Genomic DNA, 24,248 nt, shown 5'->3' with positions numbered 1-24,248 from the left:
GCGCCCCCTTCCTCCCCCTCGCATTCCCCCCTAATGTCCGTCCCGGCATCCTTAGCCACAACAACAAACCGGGAGGACTCCTCTTGATCTACGTCGTTGCCACTTTGTCCGTGAAACCCGAAGCCCGTGCCGAACTGATCGAAGCTGCCAAGGCTTGCATCGCCGAGACCCGCAAGGAAGCGGGTAACATTGCCTATGATCTGCACGAGAGCGTCACCGATCCGACCCGCATGGTGTTCGTCGAGCAATGGGAGAATGCCGAGGCGCTGGTGCCGCACCGGACGCAGGAACATATGAAGACTTTCGGCCGCGTCGCGGTGAAATGCTTCAGCGCGCCTCCGAAGATCGAAATCATCACCCCGGCTGACGTCGTGGTGCGTTAAACCAAACGAGAGAGTTCATGATCCGCGCGACTGAGGTCAAAGGCCAATACAACTGGACAGAGGCGGCGGCAGATACCGTCGTTCTCGATTTCGACGATCGTCATCGTCGCCGCATGGCGATGACGGGGACGCGCGGACTGGAATTCCTGCTCGATCTCGAAAACGCCGTCGCCCTGCGGGGCGGCGACGCTTTGGTGCTGGAAGACGGCTGCCTGATCGAGGTGGTCGCAGCGCCGGAGCCGCTGATCGAAATCCGGGGTACCGATCCCGGCCATCTGGTGCGGCTCGCCTGGCATCTCGGCAACCGCCATCTGCCGACGCAGATCATGGCCAAGGGGCTGCGTATCCGCAGCGACCATGTCATCGAGGAGATGGTGAAGGGCCTCGGCGCCAAGGTGATCGAGATCGAGGCACCGTTCGATCCCGAAGGCGGCGCCTATGCCGCTGCGCATGAGCCGGCCGGACATGGGCATCACGGTCATCATGATCATGCTCATCACGATCATGGACACAGTCACGACGATCATGGACACGACCACCATGGCCACAGCCATGACGCGCACGGTCATGCCGGTCATGGCCATGACCAGCATGTCCATGACGAGCATTGCGGTCACGATCACGATAATCACGATCATCATCGTCACTCTCATGCTCATGACCACAAATAGACCGGCGGACAATAGTTCGCTGAGCGACTCTCCAGCCTTGTCTGCCGACGAAGGCGCTGCGCTGTACCGGCTGATGACCTGGCTGTCGCCGGCTTTTCCTGTCGGCGCGTTTTCCTATTCCAGCGGAATCGAATGGGCGGTGGAAGCGGGCGACATCACCGATGCTGCCAGCCTGCAGGACTGGTTGTCGGCGATGCTGTCCGATGGCGCAGGGTTTTGCGATGGCGTGTTTCTCGCTCATGTGCACCGCGCGGCATCTGACGGCGACGACAAGGCATTGCGCGAGGTTGCCGAACTCGCCAGCGCCTTCGTGCCATCAAGGGAACGTCAGCTGGAGACCACCACGCAAGGCAAGGCCTTCATCGAGATCGCGCGCAATGCCTGGTCGCATGAGGATATGGAGCGGCTGATCGCGATATGCGACAGCCCGATTGTCTATCCCGTTGCCGTCGGACTTGTGAGCGCTGCCCATGGCGTTCCGCTGTCGGCAACCATGCATGGTTTTTTCCACGCGGTGGTCTCGAACTGGATTTCCGCTGGCGCGCGGCTGGTGCCGCTCGGTCAGACCGACAGCCAGCGCGTACTTGCAGCGCTGGAGCCCGTCGTCGTGACCACAGGCCATCGCGCTATGGCCGCATCCCTCGACGATCTCGGCGGCGCGACATTTCGCTCTGATATCGCCAGCATGCGTCACGAGACGCAGTATACGCGGCTGTTCAGGTCATGACGGCTCTAACTCAAATCACACACCAGACCCCTCATGGTCGCCTGAACGCAATCGCGTTCAGGCTGGAGGAGCGGGCCGTTTGGCGCGCGTCTCGAACCATGAGTTGCTTGGCGCATCCTTCGAGACGCGGCGAAGCCGCCGCTCCTCAGGATGAGGGTCGTCGCTTTATCCTCAACCGAAAGTACCCCTGACATGTCCAGTTTTCACGGTCCGCTCCGCGTCGGCATTGGCGGTCCCGTCGGCTCCGGTAAGACCGCGCTGATGGACCTGCTGTGCAAGACCATGCGCGAGCGCTACGACATCGCGGCGATTACCAATGACATCTACACGAAGTGGGACGCCGAATATCTGGTGCGCTCGGGCTCGCTGACAGCGGATCGCATTGCTGGCGTTGAAACCGGCGGCTGTCCGCATACCGCGATCCGCGAGGACGCCTCGATGAACCTCGCCGCCGTTGCCGACATGCGCGTCAAGTTTCCCGATCTCGACATGGTGCTGATCGAATCCGGCGGCGACAACCTCGCGGCGACCTTTTCGCCGGAACTGGCCGATATCACTATCTACGTTATCGACGTTGCGGCTGGCGACAAGATCCCCTCCAAGGGGGGGCCGGGCATCACGCGCTCGGACCTGCTGGTGATCAACAAGATCGACCTTGCGCCCTATGTCGGGGCTTCGCTTGAGAAGATGGACGTCGACGCCAAACGGATGCGCGGGGTCAGGCCCTTCGTGATGACCAATATGAAGACGCAGGAAGGTCTCGACCGGATTATCTCATTCATTGAGAGCAAGGGCGGCCTCAAGGCCAAGGCAGTCGCCTGAGACTTGTGAATAAGGCCTCTGTCGTAGTTCTCACGAGCGGGCTTCGACTTGAGGCGTTCATATTGAGTTGGCTATAACGACGGGCTGGTCGATGCCCGTCGGCCAATGTGTCGTGTGATATTGCGTTAAGCCTGTTTTTCAAGATTTGTCCGGTCCGGAAATAATTTCCATCGGGCTGGAACCAAATTGTTCCGGCATGATTGGCATACTCCTGAGCCGCTGACCCGGCAGCAACGTCCTAATTTCCCGAGTATCCGTGTGGTCCGGCTTGGTTTCATCATCGCATTACTGGCACTGGTCGGAGCTCTGCTCTCCGGCCTTGCGGCCTATCGCGTGCATGACCAGGAGCTGGCGATCGAGAATATCGCGCTGGGCCGGGCCGTGGATATCCATGCCAGCCTGGTGCAGGAGCGTTTGACCGAGCGCGAATTGCTGGCCCGCGTCGCGGCCGGGCTGTTTCGTGCGCCGACGGTCATGAAGGCCAATATGCTGCAGCCGCTGCGGGCTTCGATCTACGCCTTCAAGACCGATTTCGCGATTGCCGCCTGGATCGCTCGCCTGCAGCCGAACGAATTCGCGGCCGCCAGCGCGGAGCTGGCCAGTGCTGGCTACCGCAATCCTACGATCCGCAGTTACAACGACGATCGCCTCGATGCCAGGGCGCTGGGGCAGCCGCTCGACGTGCTGATGGATGTGGAGCCGCGCAATTCCGTCACCGAAGGCTTTGCCGGTCGCGCCCTGAATTTCTCTCCCGTCACAGGTCCAACGCTGGTGCGCGCCGTGAACGAGGGCAAGCCGGTCGCCTCCAGCCCCACGCCGCTGCAGCAGCCCGATGGACCGCTGGGATTGGTACTGGTGACGCCAGTTGTGCCCGAAGGCGATCCCGCGCCGGCCGGCTTCGTGTCGTTCTCCTATGAACTTGGGCCGTTGATGCTGGCCAATGACGAGATGTCATTGTTCTCGGTGGCACTGAAAGATCCGCGTGTCGCTGATGGCGAAATCGTCGCCGACGACGATGGCAGGGTAACGGCGCGCCCGCTGGTGGCGAATGGTCCTGCGCTGGCAGTCCTGCGCACGGTTTCGTTCGGCGGGCGTGACTGGTCCCTAGGCTATTATCCGAAGATCAATACCGAGCTGCGCGCGCAGCGTATCGCGATCATCGTCGGCGGGGTCGGCCTCGCGCTGACGGCCATCGTTTGCGGGCTGTTCGGCTATGTCTCCTACGCCAATCTGCGGCTGCGGCGCGAGGTGGAGATCCGCATCGGCTTCGAACGTCGCCTGACCGCCGTCATCGACGAGCTCAATCATCGCGTGAAGAACATTCTGGCGGTGATCCAGTCCATCGTGACACGCACGTTGCGTCACGGCTCCGACGTGGACAGCGCGCGAGATCTCCTGATCGGTCGTATTCACGCGATGTCGAATGTCGTGTCGCTGCTGAGCGAGAGCCAGTGGCAGGGCGTGCAGCTCAAGGGTCTGTTCGAGGCGCGTGCGATCCCGCATGCCGACCGTATCGCACTGGAAGGTCCGGACATCATTGTCAGCGCGCGCGCCGCGCAGAGCCTGTCGCTGCTGTTCTTTGAACTGGCCTCGCATTCCGACGAGGGCCTGTCGCTGGTGGGCAAGCATCCGCATATTGTTGCGCATTGGGAGATTACGGGCAGCGAGCCGGATGGGCTGTTCAATTTCCGCTGGGAAGAGTTCAACACCAGCGAAGCAACGCGGCGCCCGGACAGCGATTTCGGTCTGGTGCTGCTCGATCGCGTGGCGCCGGAAGCGCTGGGTGGTACGGCGAAGCGCTACTTCACCGACGTGTCCTATGTCTATGAACTGACGGCACCCGTCGAAACGGTAATCGACATGACCGAGCGCGACCGGACAGAAGCGCTGGCGAAGCCGATCAGATAATTGACCCCAACAAAAAAGCCGGCGTTTCCGCCGGCTTTCGTATTTGTCGTATCAACCGCGCCTGTTAGTGCGCAGCTTCCAGAGCGGCAGCTTCCGCCTTGGCGATGGTGCCCTTGACCGCGGTCTGCACCTTTTCAAAGGCACGGACTTCGATCTGACGGACACGCTCGCGCGAGACGCCGAACTCCGAGGCGAGATCTTCCAGCGTCATCGGTTCATCGGCGAGGCGACGCGCCTCGAAGATGCGCCGTTCGCGCGGGTTGAGGACACCGATGGCGCCGTTCAGCGCCTGACGGCGATGATCGAACTCCTCGTGCTCCGCCATGATGGTTTCCTGATTGGGCGAGTTATCGACCAACCAGTCCTGCCATTCGCCGGCTTCGCCGTCGTCACGGATCGGTGCGTTGAGCGACGCGTCGCCACCGAGGCGGCGGTTCATGTCGATCACGTCCTGTTCCGTCACGCCGAGACGCGTGGCGATCAGCTTGACCTGGTCGGGGCGAAGATCGCCTTCGTCCAGGGCGGAAATCTTGCTCTTCGCCTTACGCAGGTTGAAGAATAGCTTCTTCTGGTTCGCGGTGGTGCCCATCTTCACGAGCGACCACGAACGCAGGATGTACTCTTGAATCGACGCCTTGATCCACCACATGGCGTAGGTGGCCAGGCGGAAGCCTTTCTCCGGCTCGAAGCGTTTCACAGCCTGCATCAGACCGACGTTGCCTTCCGAGACAACTTCGGAGATCGGCAGACCGTAGCCGCGATAGCCCATGGCAATCTTGGCGACGAGTCGCAGATGGCTGGTCACAAGGTGATGTGCCGCGTCGCGATCGTCGTGCTCGCGCCAACGCTTGGCAAACATATATTCCTGCTGAGGTTCCAACATCGGAAACTTGCGGATCTCGGCGAGGTAATGCGAGAGGCCGGATTCTCCATTGAGAACCGGAAGGGTAGCTGTACGGGCCATTATGATGCCCTCCAGTGGTTCAGACCCCCGATAGCGGCGGGCCAGGCAGCGAGCGCTTTGTTAAAGCCGCCCTGGCTGCGATGTTCCGCGTCTCATTTGACGCAGGTGCAACATACACCCTACTACAAGCGTATTGAAAGTGAATTCCCTGTCACGTTCCCGTGGGGCCAATATAAGCGTTTGGAAAGGCTTACTTTTTTATATGCATCTGCGTCATTCTGGCACGGCCATATGGGCTCTCAGAACCGCCAAATCGTGAGGAAGCTCGCTGGTCCACTCCAGAATCTCGCCCGTGCGAGGGTGCTCCAGAGCCAGCAAATAGGCGTGAAGCGCCTGCCGGTCGAGCGCTTCCAGCGCCGCGCGGCTCTTCACGCCCAGCGACGACGCCTTGGTCTTGAAATGAGAGCCATAGACCGAATCCCCCATCAGCGGATGCTGGATATGCGCCAGATGCACGCGGATCTGGTGCGTCCGCCCGGTCTCGAGCTGGCAGGCCAAGAGGGTCGCGATCGGCTTGCCGTGGCGATCCGGGAATTCCTGCAGCACTTCCCAATGGGTGACGGCATCGCGGCCGCCTTCGCGGACCGCCATTTTCTCGCGGGCGTGCGGATGCCGGTCGATCGGCGCTTCCACCGTGCCGCGTGGCCGGTTTGGAATGCCCCAGGCAAAGGCCATATAGCCGCGCCGCATCTCGTTGGTGCGGCCGTGATCGGCGAATTGCGCCGTCAGCGACGCATGGGCGGCGTCGTTCTTGGCGACCACCATCAATCCGGTGGTGTCCTTGTCCAGCCGGTGCACGATGCCCGGCCGCTTGACGCCGCCGATCCCGGAGAGTGACGCGCCGCAATGGGCGATCAGCGCATTCACCAGCGTGCCGGTTTCATGGCCGGCGGCGGGATGCACGACAAGGCCCTTGGGCTTGTTGATGACGATGATGTCCTCGTCCTCGAACACGATATCGAGGGCGATATCCTCGCCTTCGGGCTCCGGCGCGACGGCCGGCGGGACGTCGATTGTGATCGTATCGCCGGCAGCGACATGATAAGCGGGGTCGCGCACGGGGGTGGGGTCTTGCGACGACCGGGTGATCGTCACCTGGCCGGCGAGGATCAGCGCCTTCAGCCGCGACCGCGACAAAGCCGGGCTGCGCACGGCGAGCACGCGATCGAGCCGGGTCGAGCCTTCGTCGCCCTGCACCGTGACATCCAGCCGTTGATCGTTCATTCCGTAAAGCCTTACCTGACAGAAGCGTGTTGCTTCGAGAGCCGTGAATTAAGAGACGAGTGTTTGCATGACCCAGCCCGCCGCCGATAGCGCGCCCGAACCGACCCTTGAACAGGCCGCCATGATCGCGCGCGTCCGCCGCATGATGCTGATCGCGGGCCTGACCACCGCCTTGGGCGTCGGCGCGCTGCTCGTTGTGATCGGCTACCGCCTTTTCCGCACGGATGGAAGCACTGTGACGTCGGCGACGACCGCGACTCTGCCGAAAGGCGCCAAAATCCTCTCCACGGGGGTAGCCGGCGACCGGATCGTGCTGACGCTGGACGTCGGCGGCAGCACCGAAATCCGCACTTTCGACGCCAAGAGCCTGAAACCCGCGGGAACGCTGAAATTCGCCAGCGAGCCCTGAGGTTCGCTTGCGAACCCCAAGGGGTCGCCAAAACGAACCCCAAGGGTTCGCCTGCGAACCATAACCATATAAGTGGGCGAGGGGGCGACAGCATCTTGCAGCCACCGCCATTCCCGGCTATCCCCTCCCGCGCACGCTCCGTTCGTCTAACGGTTAGGACATGGCCCTCTCAAGGCTAAAATAAGGGTTCGATTCCCTTACGGAGCGCCAATGATTTCAATCGCTTACGTGCCTATCATAAAATCTGTCGAATATTCGCCAAATAAGCGTGGTGACGCTTGGGCGGACGTCGGCGATCGGATCTATGCTCCTGTCGCGTTGGTAGCCGCGAACGCATAGAGTCTGCGTGCCGAATTCACACGTTGTGGGTCAGGCCTTCCGGATAACTTCATTCAGGAGTCGTGCATCGCTCGGCATCCTCGCACCAAAGCGCCACCGCTGGCTCTCCGCCGGTGCTCCTCGACAACGCCCCACTTTTCAACATGCGGTGTTTCAGCGACATCGTGATCGGGTCGGCATCCCGCTTCCAACGTCGCATCATGTTAGGCGCTACAGTCCTTGACAGCGAGCGCCAAGTTCAAAGAAACCGGAGTGCTTCAGCTATTCATATTTTGCGCGTGTATAGCGCCGGCTTGGCAACGGAAGGCGGCTTCTTAAACGGCTGCATCTTTAGTTTTCCAGCGCCATATTCGCCGGATACTCGAAGGCGAAGAACTACTGCCGCCCGCCATTGCGGGCACCATCAAGAAAGCAGTCGATAACGATAAGAAGCCCTTACAGACGACCATCATCGTCGGCCTGCTCCAAGCCCTCCAGGGCGACGACAAGTGGGGCAAGCTTCTGTGGGAGTGGGGATACGGCAAGGTGCCGGACAACGTGGTGGTCGGCGGAGATTCCGAGAAGCAAGTCGAGCATACATTTACACTGAGGCTCTACAACAGCCAGCTACGCCCGGCCTAAGCTCTAGATATCTGGCGTGAGAGCTGCTTTCCGTTGGTCAACTGCATAAGAAACCGCATTTTTCTATCCGATCATTGGGCGTGCAGCCGGCTGTATAAGAAAGAAACAAGAAGATATCCGAAGCGCGGACTGTATAAGAAATACGCATTGCTTATACAGTCCGCCGGCTGACTTCGAATGGCAGATTCTGGGCGCAAAGAAATCATTGGTGTCAGTGCAAAACTCCTCGTCGTTTTCTGCCATTATTCGCGATAAAATCCTGCGTCACTTCTTAAAGTCTTCGTGGCAGGCTATGACTCTTGAGAGGGGGCTTCGTCACACTACCGATGTGTCTAGCCTTGTTTTGAATATTTCTGGGATGGAGCAGCACTTGTGATGGCGCGAGGCGTTTCTCAGATCAACCCCCGATTGTCGATACTACGCAGTCATCCATTTTTCATTGATCTCGACGCTAAGGCATTGGATCAACTATGCCAGTATGTGAGCTTCCGAAAGTTCAAACGCGGCGCGACCGTCTTTGTGAGAGGAGATCCCGGCAATAGTCTCTTCGTCGTGGTGAGCGGCGCCGTCAAGATGAGCGTCGCCTCATCTGAGGGACGCAGCGCCATCCTCAATCTTGTGACGAAAGGTGAGGTATTCGGGGAGATCGCGTTGCTCGACGGGCTTGCGCGAACGGCCGATGCGATTGCTCACACCAATTGCGAGCTTATCGTGATCGACCGGCGAGACTTCTTTCCATTTATCGAATCCCAACCGATGCTGGCCATGAAGTTCATTCACTTGCTTTGCGCCCGTCTGCGCTGGACGAGTGAACAGGTCGAGCATGTCATTCTGCAGGACCTGCCTGCGCGGCTAGCGAACCTGCTGATCGGTTTGGCCTCGAAGCACGAGCCTTCCGACGTCGGCCGTCCGTTTATCGTCACTCAACAAGAGATCGGCGAGATGGTCGGAGTGACCAGAGAAAGCATCAACAAGCAACTTCGTGCCTGGTCCTTGAAAGGGTGGATCCGCCTTGAGCCCGGCAGCATCGCCATCCTCAAGCCGAAGGCGCTAGCGGCTGTTGCCGAAGCCGAGCCTGCAACCCTTGATGCGTCGGGGCGGCCGCTCAAGGTGTGATGTGGTTCACATGACTTCGTTGGTGTTTGGCCCATTAGTGGCCGGGTATCAGGAGGTATTCGGCATGGCATCCGTCGACGAATTGGAGCAAACCTATCGCCGCATTTACCGACGCCTCACGCTCGGGGTGTTTATCCTCTACGGCGTCGTTGTAGTGTTGGCTGTCACGGTGCTGCTCGGCAACCCGATAAAAAGCTTCTAGACGCCGGACAGGTGGGAGCCCCCATCCCGAAGGGCGGCTCGTCTGCGTGTGGCGACAGTGAGCTCGCTAACGCGAAGGCTGGTTCCCCTTAAAGGTGAGGGGGGCCCGCTATGGGCTCGATAGATCCGAGAAATCATATGGGATGACGTTAACGCAGCGCACGGGCTGATTCAGCACGTGCTCGGCGGCCAGAGCGAAGTCATCTGTGTGAACTGCTTCGATCTCCGCTGCGCAGGCTTCGTTCGAGACAAAGACGTAGAGGACGTCTTCGTCCATTCCTCCGACTTTCATACCCAGGCACAAGCGGTCGTAAACACGCGGCCCCAGCAGACTGTTGAGCATGGCTTCGATGGCAAGTTGTTGTGTTGTCGTTGGTCGCATTTGGCCTCCATAAGGCTACTATGCGAATGAATGGACGGCTGTCTGTGATCTAGTTCACTGACGCGGGGAAATGCGGCAGCTAACGTGTCGGCCATGATGGCGCTGGCCAGCGGCTGGTTGTTGCAGCTTGCAAGTCTGACAACAATCCTAGTTTTGGCGAGCTATCTTCGATGGAATATAGATAGTTCTACAACTACAAACGCTCTTGTTCTAATGCTGAGCACTCCAACCCGAGCCGAATAGGCGCACCGATGCATGGGATTCGCGAGACCAAGGATCTGGTGCTGCCGGCAGACGGCCAGGATCAACATTCATTGAAACTATTTCGGGATCAGGTGGTCGGCGACGATACGCCGGATCAGTCGGCAACCGGCATATCCGGCTCGAAGCTGACTGATCCCAATGGACTCGATCCAGGTGGCGCCAGCGCTGTGGATCGCTTCGGATGGCGCATGCGTATGTGGGGCGAGCTCGTCAAATATCGGCTGTCCTGCCACATGCTCTCCCATCTTCGGTTGTTCAAGGCGGTCTTCGCGGTGCTGCGCGTCGTGCGGCCCATCGCGATCGTCGGCAACGTCCTTGTGGCGACAAAGGCCAGCGATGTACGCGAGGTGCTCGAACGCTTCGACGACTTTGAACTGGGCGACACCATCGAGCCCGGAATGCCCTGGGGACCGTTTCTGATGACGGTCGATGGGCGAGAGCAGCATGCCCGCGAGAGGGAAATGCTGCAGAGCGTGGTCGAGAAGACTGATGCCCGGCTCATCCGGATGATCGCTTCCGAGAATTGCCAGTCCTGGATCGAGGCATGGAAGGACTCAGGCCAGATCGACGTTGTCGCCGATCTGGCGGAGCCGGTGATGGTTGCCGTCCTGGCCGAATACTTTGGCGTCCCTCCACTGAATGGAGACCGGCAGCGAATGGCAGGCGTCATGCGGAATCTGGCCGGCATCATTATGGTCAACCCGCCAGTTGGTTCGCTTCCGTGGAGCCGGTCTCGCGCCGATATCGCAGATCTGACCTGTCAACTGACGCTGCAGCTTGGATCCGGCGGCCCCACTACTGCCGCTGCATCGCACCCATCCATTCCCGCTCACAGCCTGCTGGCACGGTTGCAGCGCCGCCATGGTCAGCCGGGCAACCCGCCCTGGTTTGATGAGGAGTGGATTCGCTGCTATCTGACCGGGCTGGTTGCGACGGGCGGAGCCACCATTATCCGCGGCGTCACCCATGCCGTGGATCAGTTGCTGGAGCAGGCCGGGGCATTGGCGCATGCTCAGGCACTGTCCGCTGCACTCGAGCGTGCGATCCACACCGATCAAGGATCGGTCGCCGCTGATGCGCCGAATGGCCAGCTCGCAGCGGCGCGGGAGGCGTTACGTGGCTGCATCTATGAAGCCATGCGGTTTCGTCCGATGCTGCCTTTGCTGGTGCGAACATGCCCGCGTGATACGATCATCGCCAACGGCACCCCGCGGGCCCGGCGGGTGCCTGCCGGGACGCTTGTCTTGGCACCGCCGCTGGCGGCCATGTTCGATTCCGAAGCATTTCCAGACCCGCTCACATTTCGCGATCGTCCCATCGAGAGTTACTTTCATTTCGGTTTCGGGCCGCGCCACTGTTTCGGCAAATACATTGCTGACGTGGTCATGCTGGAGATAGTGCGCGCGCTGATGCGCCTGCCGGGTCTGGCGCGCGCGCCCGGACAGGGCGGTCAGGTCGGCTACGACGGGCCAGCACCTTGCTCGCTGCGCGTGACGTTCAATGCGAATGGATCGGAGCCCGTCCATTGAATCCGAATTTCACAACGATCATCACGCCGATCGAACCGTCCAAAGTGGAATGGTGCAGAGGCTATCTTCGCGACAATGCCGACCCGCAGTTTGGCGGTGAGGCAGCGTTTCTTGAGTGCCGCCCATTGTTTCCATTCGACAAGATTGCAGGTCTGCATTTTTGTAGTTTTGTCATCCTGGACGCTGCCGACGGGGGCGGGCCTTGTCTCGTATTCGAAGCAACGTTCGATGGCCCGAGAGCGGGTTTTCTGGATGAGCTGGTAAAGTATGCACCAATTGGTTTCGACGAGGTCTACCGCCGGTGTGTCGGCTATCCCTTGTCAGGAACAACGACCCCAAATCTGGTCCGGGAGTATTGGGAGCGCCATGACGTCGGTGCGAATACGTTCTTTAGTGGCAGTCCCGGCCGCACGGTGGCGCAGGTCAAAGGCGAGAACAGCGTTCGGAAGGGAATAGTGTCGTTTCTTTCGGCGCGATTTCTCGTCGATGCGATCTTGCCCGGTCGCCCGGCGGGGTTGCTCGATCTCGTGACACGAGAGTGCATTCGCGGCAGTGCCGACAATCGCTGGGCAGAGCAGCCGGCGCAATTGCCATGGCAGATGACGTTTCGAACCCAGATCGCTGTTGCGGCTGGTATCGTCGTTGCGCTGCTGGCATGCGCTCTGGGCGCACTCGTGTGCTGGGCTTTGGGCTATCGACTATCAGCGCTCTACGCGGTGTTGCCGCTATGGCTTGAGACGGTCGGTCACGCAACGCAGCATTTCGATACAAAGGTATCGGCATTGCCGTGGGTCTCACAGCTCACCGAAGTCATACAGCCGGCAACGCTGACCGGCTTGATGCTATTGAGCGTGATGTGGCTGGTGGTCCGGGCGGCAGAACTTCTTCTCCGGAGTGCGAGCAAAAATACCCGCGACCAGCATCTGTTCTGGCGCTTTCCGCTGCAATTGGCGGTCGTTACACGATACGCGCTGGTCGGTGTGCTCATCGGTGTTGTCACGCTCGCGGTCATCTCCGGCGTTGACAGATCACCGACATGGGCCGGGATATTGGTGGATGGTCCGAGTGGGATCCTGATGTCGCTGGGTGCGGTGCTGGTGGTCATGTTCCAGCTTGTCTGTATCGGGGGGCTGTTGCTCGTCGGCTGGTATTGCACGACATCGCTGCAGTTGATGGTCGAGCTTCAGCCTCTCAGCAAGACGCGCGAGAATCTGCGGCGTATGGCATTGGATGTTATCCAGTTCGCCATGTTCCTTCTGGTCTCGGTCGGCGTCCTGCTCGTTGCAGCGCTGCTGCCGGAAACGGTCATCAGCAACGTGGCTGGAATGGCCAGATCGCTCACTTACGGCTGGCTTTTGATGGTTCTGTTGGGATGGAGCGGCGTGATGGCCGGCTATCTCGTCGGACTGCTGGCTCTGTGCGCGGTTGGGGCACTCGAGTATCGCGACAGGACGACGTTTGAACATCCCGCGGGTCTTTTAATCCGGGCTCGCGACAACGCGCGCAAATATGCGCGCGAGGAAGCCGGAATTAACCGGTACCAGAATCATCTGGCCAGCATCACCTGTGTGAAGCCGGGTGTCCTTCGATACTGGATCCTTCGACTGGTCCTGTTCGCCGTCAATGTTCTCGCGAAATTCTGGTTCAACAAGGGTGAGCTTGGCGGCATCCCAACCATCCTCTCGGCGCGCTGGGTGCTGATCGATGGTGGCCGGCGTCTGCTATTTCTCGACAATTTCGGCGGTGCCTGGGAGAGCTACCTCAACGAGTTCATCGATCTGGCCGCCGTGAAGGGGCTGAATGCGATCTGGACCAATACGTTCGTGAGCGCGGCAGGGAAACGCTACGGTTTTCCGCCCACCCGTTTTCTGTTCTGGCAAGGTGCGCAGGATGCGAGGCCGTTCAAGGCCTATGTGCGGCAGAGCCAGGTGGAAACCATCGTCTGGTACGGCGCCTATCCTATGCTCGGTGTTGTCGGCATCAATGCGAACACCGATACCAGACAAGATCTGTTCGCTCCGTTGAGTTCGCCGGCTATCGATCGATTCCTCCAACGTCTTTGAAAAACCATGAACACGGAAAAAATCGAATGGCATGATGTGCAGGGGCTGCTGTTAAGCGGCTATCCGCAATTGCCGTACTCCGCCTATGTGGCCTGGCACTTTCTTCCAGGCCAGCGGGATGCTGCCAAGCGCTGGCTGCGCGATCTGGCCGAGCGATTGATGCGCGCGGACAGGATTGAGGGGGAAGATGACGGCGCGACGGATCTGCAGTTACCGCCGACGAACATCCGGGCACTTAAGGCCATGCGTGTTGGCGATCGGACGGCGATCAATCTGGCCATCACTGCCAGCGGCCTCCAGGAGCTAGATCTCGACGAGCATCAGCTGTCGGACTTCTCCGTGGAATTTCTCGAAGGCATGGCGCCGAAGCCGACGTCTGGCAGACGGATGCCCCGACGCTCCGGCCTTCTCGGCGACGCGGGAGAAAGCTCACCGTGCCGATGGGAGTGGGGTGGATGGGGGCCGTCCGCCGAGGTGCACGGCATGCTGTTGCTTTATGCATCCGAAGAACATGTTTTGCAGGCCCTTGTCCAGGCAGAGCTGCACGCGATGAACGGCGTTGCTGACGTTGTTGTGACTGGTGACCAAGGCAACGGCCGGCCCGTCATCGTCCATGGCCGCCTCTATGACGATGCCAAGGAGCATTTCGGCTTCGTCGACGGCATCTCGCAGCCGATCATCGAGGGGTCGCCCCTGGCTATCCGAAGCGAGGAAAACGCCAAGAACGAGAAAAAAGCCAAGTCTTGTCACACCCCCGCGGACAGTGGCGAAAGAGACAAGGTCCTGAGCGCAAAAGACCGCCGCATCTCCCTGGTCAAGCCAGGCGAATTTGTGCTCGGCTATCGCAATGAACGTCGGGAGCGCATCAGCAGCCAATCCGTGAAGCCCGGCTCCAATCTGCGCGATCTGCTGCGTAACGGAACCTACCTGGTGTTCCGGCAACTGGAGCAGGACGTGGACGCCTTCGAGAAATTTGTTGCCAGCATCGCTACCCGAATGCATGGCAAAGCCGATGTCGAGGCGACAGAGGAGGTTGCGGCACGGCTGATCGGTCGGTACCGCAACGGTGCGCCGCTGGTGCGTGCCGGCGCCGATTCACCGTCGGCACCCGAACGCAATGATTTTCTTTACGCCTACGAAGACGAGTCAGGGATGGCCTGTCCGATTGGCGCGCATATTCGCCGTGCCAATCCGCGCGATGCCATTGGCTCCGACCCGGATGTCGCACTGAAGCTGTCCAAGATGCATCGCATTATCAGGCGCGGCCGGCCGTATGGAGCCAGGCGCGGCGAGCAGGACGAGACAACCGGCAAGGGTTCTCGGCGCGGGACGGCGTTCATCGCGTTGAACGCCGATATCGCTGGCCAGTTCGAGATGATCCAGCATTCGTGGCTGAACAATCCTCAGTTCGGAGGACTGCCCGTCGGGACCGATCCGATTAGCCATGTTGCCCATGACGGAGATGAACTCGTCATTCAGCAGAGACCGTTCAATCTCCATATCGAAAAATCTCGCCCCTTTGTCACGGTGCGCGGTGGGGCGTACTTTTTCCTGCCGGGTATCAATGCCGTCCGCGCCCTGGCCGATTGAGCTCGCAGCCAGGGTCTGATTCAGGCAACCAAGGTGGCAAGCGCATCGTTGCAGAGCGTCGTGTAAGGCTGCATGGAGCACCGTTCGGCGAGACCGAGCGCTTCGCGATAGTATCGTTCTGCGGTGGTCGTGTTGCTCGTATCGAGAATATGGGCAATGTCGCCCAGAAGCTTCTTGGCGTAGACTTGCTGTGGCAATTCTCCGCGCTCTTCCGCCAGTGCTAGCGCTCTTTCAGCTACGGCTTTGGCCTCCTTGCTGCGGCCGGCGGCAAGGAAAGCACGACCTTGAGCGATGAACAGAAAGCGCCAGCCGAATGCGTGTTCAGCGAGCGGAATATCCAGCTTTTCAGGCACTGCGAGGATGTTGAGCGCGGCTTCGACATCGCCCAATGCGAGATAGGCTTCGCCCATCCGGGACGCGAAGACCGGGTACATCTGTTTCATCTCAAGATCGAGGCATGTCTGCCAGCTCTCATTCAGCAGCGCGAGCGCTTCGACAGGGCGCCCTTGCGCGATCCGGAGCCGACCAAAAACATGATTAATGTTGGCGCGGGAATACGAGTGGTTCGCCGCCGCCGCCAACAGCGTTGCCTCTTTTGCAAGAGCCTCTGCGCGAGAGAAGTCACCGAGATCAATCAGTGAATCGGCCATGAAAGTCCGAAGCATCACGCTGGGAAGCGCGGCCCATCCAGCGCGCTTCTCGTCGATCTCCGGTGTTTCGATCGCGAGACATTTTTCGTGATACGCAAGCGATTGCGTGAAGTCGCCGGTTTCATGGTGGATGATGCCCACATTGTGGAGAGCGGCAAAGGTTAGGACGGGTTGGCCGATCTTCTCTGCGATCGACCGTGCCGTTTGGGCAGCGGTCATGGCTTCGACGTGATAGCCAAGTCTCCAGAGTGCGACTGTCAACTGACAATTCACCGCCGCAATCCGCCATGGTTCCCGGGATTCTTCGGCCAGCCGGCGCGCCTCGCGCAAGACGTCGGCAATCCGTTGATGCATGCCGATTGGTTCGAGCGCCGTAATTACCGTCAGATGCAGATCTATTTCAGAGATGGTTTTCTTCGACGACGGCGGCCAATGCGCCAGCGTTTCGCGACCACGCTCGTAAATGGCGATCGCATCCTGATTGGCGCCACGCTTGATTGCTCGACGGCAGCTCCGCAACTGATACGGAACCGCCTTTTGCCATAGCTCAGCGAGAAACGCGTGGTCGGCAAGTCGGTCGATATGTTCGTCGAGACGGTCGGCGAATCGAAGCTCGATAATTTCGATCGCCTTGGCGTGGAGATAGCGACGGACGCTGAGTAGCATCATGCCGTAGGCCACTTCTCTCGTGAGCTCATGTTTGAACGAATATTCGACCGTGCCGGAGGTCGTGGCCTTTCTGAGAAAATCCCCCGACTCGAGCGCCAGAAGACGAGGAGCCAGTTCGTCGGGATCAGTTCCAACCATGCCGGACAGCAGGATCAATGAGATGTCTTTGCCGATCACGGCGGACATTTGCAAAAGCGATTTCGTCGCTTGATCGAGTAGGTCGATACGCGATGCCAGAACGGAATGAATGGTCTCGGGGATTTTGATATTAGACGATCCATCGCTGACTTTGTAGCGGCCCGGATCGCCGACTAGCACCTTCGTATCTTTGAGTGCCTGGGCCAGTTCCTCCACGAAGAGTGGATTGCCTTGCGCTTTCGCGAGGACACGTCGTCTGATGTAGCCCAGACTTCCGTCATCGCCCAACAGCGATACAAGCAGTTGATCACCGTCCGGTTCGCTGAGCGGCGCGATGTCCAGGCGTTCAACCGCTCGGCCGGACCAGATGCGTTCAGGGCGTTGCGTGACGACCACGAGGACCCGGGCGTTATCGAGCATCCCCATGATGCTGTTCAGAATGAGCTGGGTTTCGGCATCGACCCAGTGGATGTCCTCGATCAGGATGAGCAAGGGCGTCAACCGTTCCTGCGAGAAGACGAGCGTCTTCATGGCGTCGATGACCTTGTTGCGTCTTTCGGATGGCTCAAGCTTTTTCCAGTCTTCGTCCTCGCTGTTGAGATCCAGGAGCGAGAGGATGGCCGGAAGATGTGGGGGCAGATTTGGATCGAGGCGGGCAACACGGGTGCTGGTCCGGCTGGCAGCTGAGGCGGGGCTATCCTCGGCGCGTACGCCGAAGAGCTCACGTATCAACGTGCTGACGGGATAGTAGCTGGAGTTCGCGCGTTGAGAAGCGCAGGTCGTCTGCAGGACGAGCCATTCTTCTGGAACGCTGGCGATGAACTCATGGACCAGACGCGATTTGCCGATCCCGGCAGGGCCGACAATGGTCACCGCGCGTCCGTGTCCCGCAGCGGCGTTATCCAGCAGTTTCTTGAGGAAATCTAATTCTGTCCGACGTCCGATCAGCGGACTGAGGCCGCCGGATGAGCGAGCCTGCCAGCGGGTGCGCGGCCGCATCGACACCAGTTCATAGGTCTCCACCGGCTCGGCGACCCCTTTGGCTTGTTCGGGCCCGAGCTGCAATGCGCTGATGAAGCCCTTCGCGAGTTGGAAGGTGTCGGACGACAATTTGATCGAGCCAGGGGAGGCAAGCGCTTCCATTCGGGCGGCGAGGTGAACCGTTTTTCCAACGGCGTCATAGTTCATCGCCAGATTGTTGCCGATCGAATGAATGATGACCTGTCCGGAATTCAGGCCAATTCTGATACTGATCGAGCGTTGATGCAGACGATTGAATTCGATGATCGCATTTCTCGCAGCCAGTGCTGCACGGCAGGCCTGGACGGCGTGGTCTTCGCTCGCAATGGGGGCGCCGAAGAGCGCCATAATGCCGTCACCGCGCGTCTGATTGACCAACCCATCGTGCTCATGCACGGCGTCCATCAGCCGCTTGAGCACTGGGCCAATAACTTCCAGCGCTTCTTCTGGGTCCAACTGGTCGATGAGTTCGGTCGACCGCTGGATGTCGGCAAACAGGACGGTGACACGTTTGCGCTCGCCCAGCATGGATGTGCCGGACCGCATGATACGCTCAGCGAGTTCTGGCGGGATTTGCGATTGCAGGAATGAGAGTGCATGAACGCCAAGCGCAGTTGGAGCAGCCCTTGGCCGCCCGCAGCCACCGCAAAAGCGTGCATCCAATTGCATCGTGAACCCGCAATACGCGCATTGGTTCTCGGAATCGTCCAATAGGTTGTGCCCTTCTTTGGATGCCACCTTTCACCCTTTGCGGCGGAGCAAGCAATCTATCCAATTGCGCGATCATGGCAATGTCGGGAGCTATGTCTCAGGCGGTGAGCGTGGTGTGATCTGGAAAGCATCGGCCAGTTGCGCCTAATACCAAATCGGACGGTTCGCGCGATCCGGATGGGGACAGCGCAATGGGCGCGTCATGCTGAAAGCGTCGACGAACATATGAGTGACAGCAATTGGCGCAAAGCGGACGCCCCACAGCGACGGCTCACAGGGATGCAAAATCCGGAGGGGCGATCTCGCCGGTCCGATGGCAGGCGATGAAGTGTTCCTCGGCCTCGACCTGAAGGATCGGCAATTCGTCACGGCACCGCTCCACCACGAACGGGCAGCGCTGCGCGAAGCGGCAGCCGGGCGGTGGATCCACCGGACTCGGTGGATCGCCCTTGACCAGATAGTCCTTCTTCAGCCGGTCGCGCAGCGGGCCGGGCGGTGCGGCGGCTGATATCAGCGACCAGCTATAGGGATGCAAGGGTGCCGAGAAGAACACCTGCGCCGGCGCCTGTTCGACGATGCGTCCGAGATACATCACCGCAATCTCGTCGCAGAAATGCTGGATCACGCCGAGATCGTGCGAGATGAAGATATAGGTCAGGCCGCGCTCGCGCTGTAGCTTCTTCAGCAGGTTCAGGATCTGCGCCTGGATAGCGACGTCGAGTGCTGACACCGCTTCGTCGCAGACGATCAGGTCGGGTTCTGGCGCCATCGCACGTGCAATGCACAGACGCTGGCGCTGGCCGCCGGAAAACTGATGCGGAAACAGATCAGCCGCTTGCGGCGGCAGGCCGACTTCCTCCAGAAGCTGTTTGACCCGGACCTCGCGCTCGCGTGGCGAGCCGATGCCGAGCAGGTCGAGCGGTTCGCGGATCAGATCGCCCGCGCGGCGCCGCGGATCCAGTGCCGAGAACGGGTCCTGGAACACGATCTGGAATTTGCTGCGCGCCAGCCGCAGTCTCTCGCCGCGGAAGTCTGCGATGTTCTCGCCGCCGAACACGATCTGGCCGGAGGTCATCGGGATCAGCCGCATCACCGCCTGCGCGGTGGTTGATTTGCCGGAGCCGCTTTCGCCGACGATGCCGAAGGTGGTGCCGCGGCGGACGCGAAAACTCACGCCGTCGACCGCGTGGACCTTCGAGGGTGGACCGAACATGCCGCGGCGTCCGGCCGGGAAGTGCACCACGAGATCGTTGACGTCGAGCAGGACGTCTGCGGGCGCAGATATATTCAAGCCATCGCTCACGGTGTGATCTCCTGATGACGCCAGCACGATACGGCGGCACCGGCATCGATGCGATCGAGCGGCGGCTGCGGCTGTGCGCGACAGATCGCGCCGGCAAAGGCACAGCGCGGCAGGAAAGCGCAGTCCGGCCCGCGTGCGCCGAGCGGCGGCACCATACCTGGGATTTCGTCGAGCTCGGCCGAGGCATGGTTGCTCATGCGGCCGAGCTGCAGATGTGGCACGCAGGCCATCAGCCCGCGCGTATAGGGATGCCGCGCACGGGCGATGACCTCGTGTGCGGCGCCCTGTTCGATGCAGCGGCCGGCATAGAGCACGGCGACATCGTCGGCGAGTTCGGCGACGGCGCCGAGATCATGGGTGATCAGCACGATGGCCGTGTCGGTGTTGTCCTGCAATTCGCTGAGCAGGTCGAAGATCTGCGCCTGTACGGTGACGTCGAGTGCGGTGGTCGGCTCGTCTGCGATCAGAAGCTTCGGCTTGCAGGCCAGCGCCATGGCGATCATCACACGTTGCCGCATGCCGCCGGACAATTGATGTGGATAGGCATCGACGCGTTTGTCTGCCGCGGGGATCTGCACCGCCTTAAGAAACTGTATCGCTTGCGCATGGGCATCGCGGCGGCTCAGTCCGCGGTGCTGACGCAGCACCTCGCCGATCTGGTCACCGACCGTGTAGAGCGGGTTGAGCGCCGTCATCGGCTCCTGGAAGATCATCGACATCTTGTCGCCGCGCAGGCTGCGCAACTCCTTGGGTGATGCCGATAAAACCTCGACGCCATCCAGCAGAATGCTGCCGGAGGTGACGCGAAAGTCTTCGGGCAATAGCTGCATGATCGCGAGCGCGGTCATGCTTTTGCCGCAGCCGGACTCGCCGACCAGCGCCATGGTCCTGCCTTGCGCGACGTCGAATGACAGATGCTCAAGCACCGGCACCATGCCCTTGGTGCCGTTCATCGAGACGCTGAGATCCTTGACGGAGAGAACGGGGGGCATCGCTCAGCCTCGCTTCCGCAGGCGCGGATTGATGGCGTCATTGACGCCGTCGCCGATCAGGCTGATGGCGAGCACCGCGATGAAGATTGCAGCACCGGGAAACGCCACGGTCCACCAGGCATTGAGCACATAATTGCGGTTCTGCCCAAGCATAAGGCCCCAGCTCATGGTGTTGGGATCGCCGAGGCCGAGGAAGCTCAATCCGCCCTCGAACAAGATGGCCACGCCGATCGCGAGCGTCGCCGAGACGATGATCGGCGGCAGTGCATTCGGCAGCACGACGCGCAGGATGAGGTGACCATTGCCAGCGCCGGCGGCGCGCGATGCCTTGACGAAATCGAGATTGCGCAAGCGCAGGAACTCCGCGCGGGTCAGGCGCGCGGCAGACGGCCAGCTCACCACGCCAATCGCGATGGTCACGGTGGTCAGCGTCTGCCCGAACAGAGTGACCAGTACCATGGCAAACAGCAGCGGTGGCAGGATCTGGAAGAACTCGGTGATCTTGGTCAGTGCCGTGTCGATGGGGCCGCCGAAGAAGCCGGCCAGCGAACCGATGGTGACGCCGATCACGATGGTGATGATCGCGGCCACGCCTCCGACAGTCAGAGTGGCACGGCCGCCTTGCAGCAGCCCTGCCAGGATATCGCGGCCGAGATAGTCGGTGCCGAGCCAGGTGTCCGCATCCGGCGGCGTGAAGGGCGCGCCGGCAATGTCGAGCGGATCGACGCCGTAGATCGACGGCCCGAACAGGGTGGCGAGCATCAGAAACAGCAGCACAACCGCGCCGACGACGCCCGCCGGGCCGCGGGCAAACTGGCGCAGCGCGGCCATCATGGGCGATGCTGCGGCGCTCACGGGCAGCGCAGTCTTGTCGGGCTTGATGGCAGTGGATTCGATCGTGGTCATCGGGCCCCCGAACGGATGCGCGGATCGACCAGGCGATAGACCAGATCGGTGATGATATTGGCGGCCATGACCAAGACTGCCGAGAAGAACAGCACGGCGAGCAGGGTCGGATAATCTCGGCGCAGAATGGATTCGAACACCAGCCGTCCCATGCCGGGCCAGCTGAACACCGTCTCGACCAGCACGGCGCCCGCGAACAGATGGCCGAATTGCAGCCCGGCGACAGTGACGATCGGGATCAGCGTGTTGCGAAGCGCATGTTTGCCGATCACGATAAATTCTGGCAGGCCCTTGGCGCGGGCGGTGCGCACGTAGTCAGCCGTCAGCGCATCGATCATGTTGACACGGGCGAGCCGGCTATATTGCGCGATGAAGACGAGTGCGAGCGTGGTCGCGGGCAGCACGAGATGCTGCAATATATCCACGACATGCGCGAAGCCGACCTTGGGCCGCGCGACGTCGGTCATGCCCGTCACCGGCAGGATCGGCCACACCGATCCGAACAGCAGCAGCAACATCAGCCCGGTCCAGAACACCGGCGCGGCATAGCCCGCAAGCGAGATGATGGTGACGCCCTGGCTGAACAGCCCGTTCGGCTTGCGGGCGCTGACGACGCCGAGCAGCGTGCCGATCACCACCGAGATCGCCAGCGCCGACAGCACCAGATACAGCGTCGCCGGAATGCGCTGGGCGATCAGGCCGGTCACGGGGGCATTGAAATAATAGGAATAGCCGAAGTCGCCGGTGGCGACGCTGCCGAGATAGGTGAAGAGCTGTTCGAGCAGGCTCTTGTCGAGGCCGTATTTGACCCGCAGTGCAGCGATGACGTCGGCCGACGCACCGCCCATCTCGCCCGCGATCACTAGAGCGGGATCGCCGGGCGCAGCATGGATCAGGCAGAAATTGAGGACCAGCACGGCGATAAGGAGGCCAACTGCATTGGCCACCTGACGCAGAATGTGAAGAGCGAGGTTCATGGTGCTGGACCGTCAGAGTGAGCCGAAGACCATCAGGTCTTCGGCGGCACTTCCCAATAAAGCTCGTCGAGCGGCGACATCATGCCCCAGATCGACGTCGGCAGACCGCCGAGGCCCTTGCTGAAGGCGTTGCGATAGGGCGCTCCGTTAATGAAATAGATCGGCACGTCGTTAACGACGATCTTCTGGAATTCCGAATACAATGCCTTACGCTTCTCGGGCGACGTCTCCTGCGCGCCTGCGGCGAGCAGTTCGTCCACCTTCGGGTTGCTGTATTGCTGGGTGTTCGACCAGATGATGCCCTTGCGGATGTTGCTCGAAAGGTACGTGCGGTTGACGCCGATCACCGGATCACCCCAGTTGAACACGTTGTCCATCGTCAAGTCGTAGTCGAAATTCGAAATACGCTGCGCCCAGGTCGGGAAGTCCGGCGCGGCACGGACTTCCAGATTGATGCCGACGCGCTTGAGCTGCGAGCGCAGATATTCGGCGACATTGCGCTGCTGTTCCTCGTCACCGGGGATATAGTCGATGGTGAGGCTCATGCGCGTGCCGTCGGCAGCCTTCGGATAGCCGGCGTCGTCGAGTAGCTTCGCCGACTTCGCGAGATCGAGCTTGTACATCTCGACGCCGGGCTCGAGCAGCAGCGATCCCGGGGCGATCGGGCTGGTGGCGGTCTTTGCCTTGCCGCCCATCAGTTTGCTGGTGATGAACTCGCGATTGGCTGCGTATGCTATCGCCTGACGCACGCGCACGTCATCGAGCGGCTTCTTCTTGGTGTTGAAGGCGAGCCAGTTGATCGGACCGACGCCGGCAAAGCCCTTGTCGATGACCATCACGTTCGGCATCTTCTCGATGCGCTCGATGTCGCGGGTGTTTGAGACGAACGGCAGCACGTTGACGTCGCCGCGCTCAAGCGAGACCACAGCGGCATTGGAATCCGATACCAGCTTGACGACGATCTTGTCGAGCTTGGGCTTGCCGGTGATGAAGAACTTGTCGAACTTCTCCAGCGTGTAATATTCGCCCTGCTTGTATTCGGTGAGGCGATAGGGGCCTGAGCCGACCGGCTTCAGATTGGCGGGATGCGCCTTGATATCCTGGCCGTCGCCATAGACGTGTTTCGGCAGGATCGGCATCAGTGCAGGCGACATCGCCAAAAGCAGCGCCGGGTGCGGATGCTTCAGGCGGATGATAGCGGTGAGCGGGTCGGGCGTATCGACCTTATCGACAGCGGCCAGCATGCTCTGAAAGGGATGGTTCGCCTTGATGGTCATGATTGAAAAGGCGACGTCTTCAGACGTGACCGGCTTGCCGTCGTGGAACAGGGCATTGTCGACCAGCTTCAGCGTCACCGAGAGGCCGTCCGGCGCGACCGCCCACGACTTTGCGAGATAAGGCTGCGGATTCCAGTTGTCGTCATAGCGCAGCGGACTGGCGAAGATTTGCGTGGACGGCATCGCGGTGGCGAGGCCGGACTGCACGGCGCCGTTGAAGTGGCGTGGCACCTGCGTCGAGGCGATCACCAGCGTGCCGCCGTCGGCGGCAAGTGCCGGCTTGACGCTTGGCGCGATGGCGGTTGCGACGAGGGCAAGGCCCAGAGCGCAGGCCAGAAGAGACGCTTTCAGCGAACGGGGTCGTCGTGACCAGATCGAAGACATCTTGTCGG

At 60.6% G+C, this 24,248-nt stretch carries 20 protein-coding genes and 1 tRNA gene; 12 read left to right on the top strand and 9 right to left on the bottom strand.

The features are described from left to right. Nucleotides 1–83: 83 nt before the first annotated feature. From AB7951_RS21045 to AB7951_RS21025, 5 genes are all read left to right on the top strand, one after another. Nucleotides 84–383 (top strand): putative quinol monooxygenase, encoded by a 300-nt coding sequence (locus AB7951_RS21045; protein ID WP_068733944.1) that lies wholly within the window; start codon nt 84–86, stop codon nt 381–383. 17 nt (nt 384–400) lie between these two features. After that, the gene (locus AB7951_RS21040; RefSeq protein WP_439062432.1) at nt 401–1,054 is read left to right on the top strand and encodes an urease accessory protein UreE; all 654 of its coding nucleotides are present in this window, start codon (nt 401–403) and stop codon (nt 1,052–1,054) included. Beyond that, complete coding sequence (locus AB7951_RS21035; protein WP_439062433.1) at nt 1,035–1,781, top strand: urease accessory protein UreF; 747 nt, start codon at nt 1,035–1,037, stop codon at nt 1,779–1,781. The genes AB7951_RS21040 and AB7951_RS21035 overlap by 20 nt, the downstream gene beginning before the upstream one ends. A gap of 192 nt (nt 1,782–1,973) precedes the next feature. Beyond that, nucleotides 1,974–2,603, top strand: coding sequence for an urease accessory protein UreG (gene ureG / locus AB7951_RS21030; RefSeq protein ID WP_068733948.1), 630 nt, complete (start codon nt 1,974–1,976; stop codon nt 2,601–2,603). 258 nt (nt 2,604–2,861) lie between these two features. Then, nucleotides 2,862–4,511 (top strand): HWE histidine kinase domain-containing protein, encoded by a 1,650-nt coding sequence (locus tag AB7951_RS21025; RefSeq protein WP_120288708.1) that lies wholly within the window; start codon nt 2,862–2,864, stop codon nt 4,509–4,511. Nucleotides 4,512–4,575: 64 nt separating this feature from the next. Here the strand turns inward: AB7951_RS21025 and rpoH are convergent, their stop codons facing one another. After that, entirely contained in the window at nt 4,576–5,475 is a 900-nt protein-coding gene (rpoH, locus tag AB7951_RS21020) for an RNA polymerase sigma factor RpoH (RefSeq protein WP_089261507.1), read from the bottom strand. A 213-nt stretch (nt 5,476–5,688) separates the two neighbouring features. Next, nucleotides 5,689–6,699: an RluA family pseudouridine synthase gene (locus tag AB7951_RS21015; protein ID WP_068733953.1), complete on the bottom strand. Its 1,011-nt coding sequence runs from the start codon at nt 6,697–6,699 to the stop codon at nt 5,689–5,691. 67 nt (nt 6,700–6,766) lie between these two features. Between AB7951_RS21015 and AB7951_RS21010 the strand changes: the two genes are divergently transcribed. From AB7951_RS21010 to AB7951_RS20995, 4 genes are all read left to right on the top strand, one after another. Then, nucleotides 6,767–7,108 (top strand): hypothetical protein, encoded by a 342-nt coding sequence (locus AB7951_RS21010; RefSeq protein ID WP_089261503.1) that lies wholly within the window; start codon nt 6,767–6,769, stop codon nt 7,106–7,108. Between the two features lie 135 nt (nt 7,109–7,243). Next, a tRNA-Glu gene (locus AB7951_RS21005) sits at nt 7,244–7,318 on the top strand. A 1,125-nt stretch (nt 7,319–8,443) separates the two neighbouring features. Continuing rightward, nucleotides 8,444–9,184 (top strand): Crp/Fnr family transcriptional regulator, encoded by a 741-nt coding sequence (locus AB7951_RS21000; protein ID WP_089267544.1) that lies wholly within the window; start codon nt 8,444–8,446, stop codon nt 9,182–9,184. A 64-nt stretch (nt 9,185–9,248) separates the two neighbouring features. Then, nucleotides 9,249–9,386, top strand: a complete 138-nt coding sequence (locus tag AB7951_RS20995; RefSeq protein WP_176454725.1) for a hypothetical protein — start codon at nt 9,249–9,251, stop codon at nt 9,384–9,386. A gap of 108 nt (nt 9,387–9,494) precedes the next feature. Here the strand turns inward: AB7951_RS20995 and AB7951_RS20990 are convergent, their stop codons facing one another. Then, a complete protein-coding gene (locus AB7951_RS20990) occupies nt 9,495–9,767 on the bottom strand; it encodes a hypothetical protein (RefSeq protein ID WP_147421613.1) in 273 nt (90 codons plus the stop codon). Nucleotides 9,768–10,282: 515 nt separating this feature from the next. Between AB7951_RS20990 and AB7951_RS20985 the strand changes: the two genes are divergently transcribed. From AB7951_RS20985 to AB7951_RS20975, 3 genes are read left to right on the top strand one after another with little or no spacing between them, the layout of a single operon-like run. Beyond that, nucleotides 10,283–11,560: a cytochrome P450 gene (locus AB7951_RS20985; protein WP_439066189.1), complete on the top strand. Its 1,278-nt coding sequence runs from the start codon at nt 10,283–10,285 to the stop codon at nt 11,558–11,560. Further along, complete coding sequence (locus tag AB7951_RS20980) at nt 11,557–13,623, top strand: hypothetical protein (protein ID WP_439066190.1); 2,067 nt, start codon at nt 11,557–11,559, stop codon at nt 13,621–13,623. Before AB7951_RS20985 ends, AB7951_RS20980 begins: the two co-directional genes overlap by 4 nt. Before the next feature lie 6 nt (nt 13,624–13,629). Then, complete coding sequence (locus tag AB7951_RS20975) at nt 13,630–15,213, top strand: Dyp-type peroxidase (RefSeq protein WP_439062506.1); 1,584 nt, start codon at nt 13,630–13,632, stop codon at nt 15,211–15,213. Between the two features lie 20 nt (nt 15,214–15,233). Here the strand turns inward: AB7951_RS20975 and AB7951_RS20970 are convergent, their stop codons facing one another. The 6 genes from AB7951_RS20970 to AB7951_RS20945 form a co-directional block, all read right to left on the bottom strand. Continuing rightward, nucleotides 15,234–18,428 (bottom strand): ATP-binding protein, encoded by a 3,195-nt coding sequence (locus AB7951_RS20970; RefSeq protein WP_231077852.1) that lies wholly within the window; start codon nt 18,426–18,428, stop codon nt 15,234–15,236. A 244-nt stretch (nt 18,429–18,672) separates the two neighbouring features. Then, nucleotides 18,673–19,704 (bottom strand): ABC transporter ATP-binding protein, encoded by a 1,032-nt coding sequence (locus AB7951_RS20965; RefSeq protein ID WP_338117556.1) that lies wholly within the window; start codon nt 19,702–19,704, stop codon nt 18,673–18,675. Then, a complete protein-coding gene (locus AB7951_RS20960) occupies nt 19,701–20,696 on the bottom strand; it encodes an ABC transporter ATP-binding protein (RefSeq protein WP_439062507.1) in 996 nt (331 codons plus the stop codon). Before AB7951_RS20960 ends, AB7951_RS20965 begins: the two co-directional genes overlap by 4 nt. A gap of 3 nt (nt 20,697–20,699) precedes the next feature. Continuing rightward, complete coding sequence (locus AB7951_RS20955; RefSeq protein ID WP_439062508.1) at nt 20,700–21,602, bottom strand: ABC transporter permease; 903 nt, start codon at nt 21,600–21,602, stop codon at nt 20,700–20,702. Then, nucleotides 21,599–22,579 carry an ABC transporter permease gene (locus AB7951_RS20950; RefSeq protein WP_175366953.1) on the bottom strand — a complete coding sequence of 327 codons (981 nt, stop codon included), beginning with the start codon at nt 22,577–22,579 and terminating at the stop codon, nt 21,599–21,601. The genes AB7951_RS20955 and AB7951_RS20950 overlap by 4 nt, the downstream gene beginning before the upstream one ends. 32 nt (nt 22,580–22,611) lie before the next feature. Then, complete coding sequence (locus AB7951_RS20945; RefSeq protein WP_439062509.1) at nt 22,612–24,240, bottom strand: ABC transporter substrate-binding protein; 1,629 nt, start codon at nt 24,238–24,240, stop codon at nt 22,612–22,614. Nucleotides 24,241–24,248 lie beyond the last annotated feature (8 nt).

The organism is Tardiphaga sp. 285_C5_N1_2 (assembly GCF_052076065.1).
Classification (GTDB): domain Bacteria; phylum Pseudomonadota; class Alphaproteobacteria; order Rhizobiales; family Xanthobacteraceae; genus Tardiphaga; species Tardiphaga robiniae.
This window is presented reverse-complemented; position numbering and strand designations above follow the sequence as displayed.

Coding starts and splice junctions, on each gene's coding strand:
- AB7951_RS20990 (WP_147421613.1), bottom strand. CDS start 9,767: ATGCGACCAACGACAACACAACAACTTGCCATCGAAGCCATGCTCAAC.
- AB7951_RS21010 (WP_089261503.1), top strand. CDS start 6,767: ATGACCCAGCCCGCCGCCGATAGCGCGCCCGAACCGACCCTTGAACAG.
- rpoH (WP_089261507.1), bottom strand. CDS start 5,475: ATGGCCCGTACAGCTACCCTTCCGGTTCTCAATGGAGAATCCGGCCTC.
- AB7951_RS21000 (WP_089267544.1), top strand. CDS start 8,444: ATGGCGCGAGGCGTTTCTCAGATCAACCCCCGATTGTCGATACTACGC.
- AB7951_RS21035 (WP_439062433.1), top strand. CDS start 1,035: ATGCTCATGACCACAAATAGACCGGCGGACAATAGTTCGCTGAGCGAC.
- AB7951_RS20975 (WP_439062506.1), top strand. CDS start 13,630: ATGAACACGGAAAAAATCGAATGGCATGATGTGCAGGGGCTGCTGTTA.
- AB7951_RS20955 (WP_439062508.1), bottom strand. CDS start 21,602: ATGACCACGATCGAATCCACTGCCATCAAGCCCGACAAGACTGCGCTG.
- AB7951_RS20950 (WP_175366953.1), bottom strand. CDS start 22,579: ATGAACCTCGCTCTTCACATTCTGCGTCAGGTGGCCAATGCAGTTGGC.
- AB7951_RS20945 (WP_439062509.1), bottom strand. CDS start 24,240: ATGTCTTCGATCTGGTCACGACGACCCCGTTCGCTGAAAGCGTCTCTT.
- AB7951_RS21040 (WP_439062432.1), top strand. CDS start 401: ATGATCCGCGCGACTGAGGTCAAAGGCCAATACAACTGGACAGAGGCG.
- AB7951_RS20960 (WP_439062507.1), bottom strand. CDS start 20,696: ATGCCCCCCGTTCTCTCCGTCAAGGATCTCAGCGTCTCGATGAACGGC.
- AB7951_RS20995 (WP_176454725.1), top strand. CDS start 9,249: ATGGCATCCGTCGACGAATTGGAGCAAACCTATCGCCGCATTTACCGA.
- ureG (WP_068733948.1), top strand. CDS start 1,974: ATGTCCAGTTTTCACGGTCCGCTCCGCGTCGGCATTGGCGGTCCCGTC.
- AB7951_RS21015 (WP_068733953.1), bottom strand. CDS start 6,699: ATGAACGATCAACGGCTGGATGTCACGGTGCAGGGCGACGAAGGCTCG.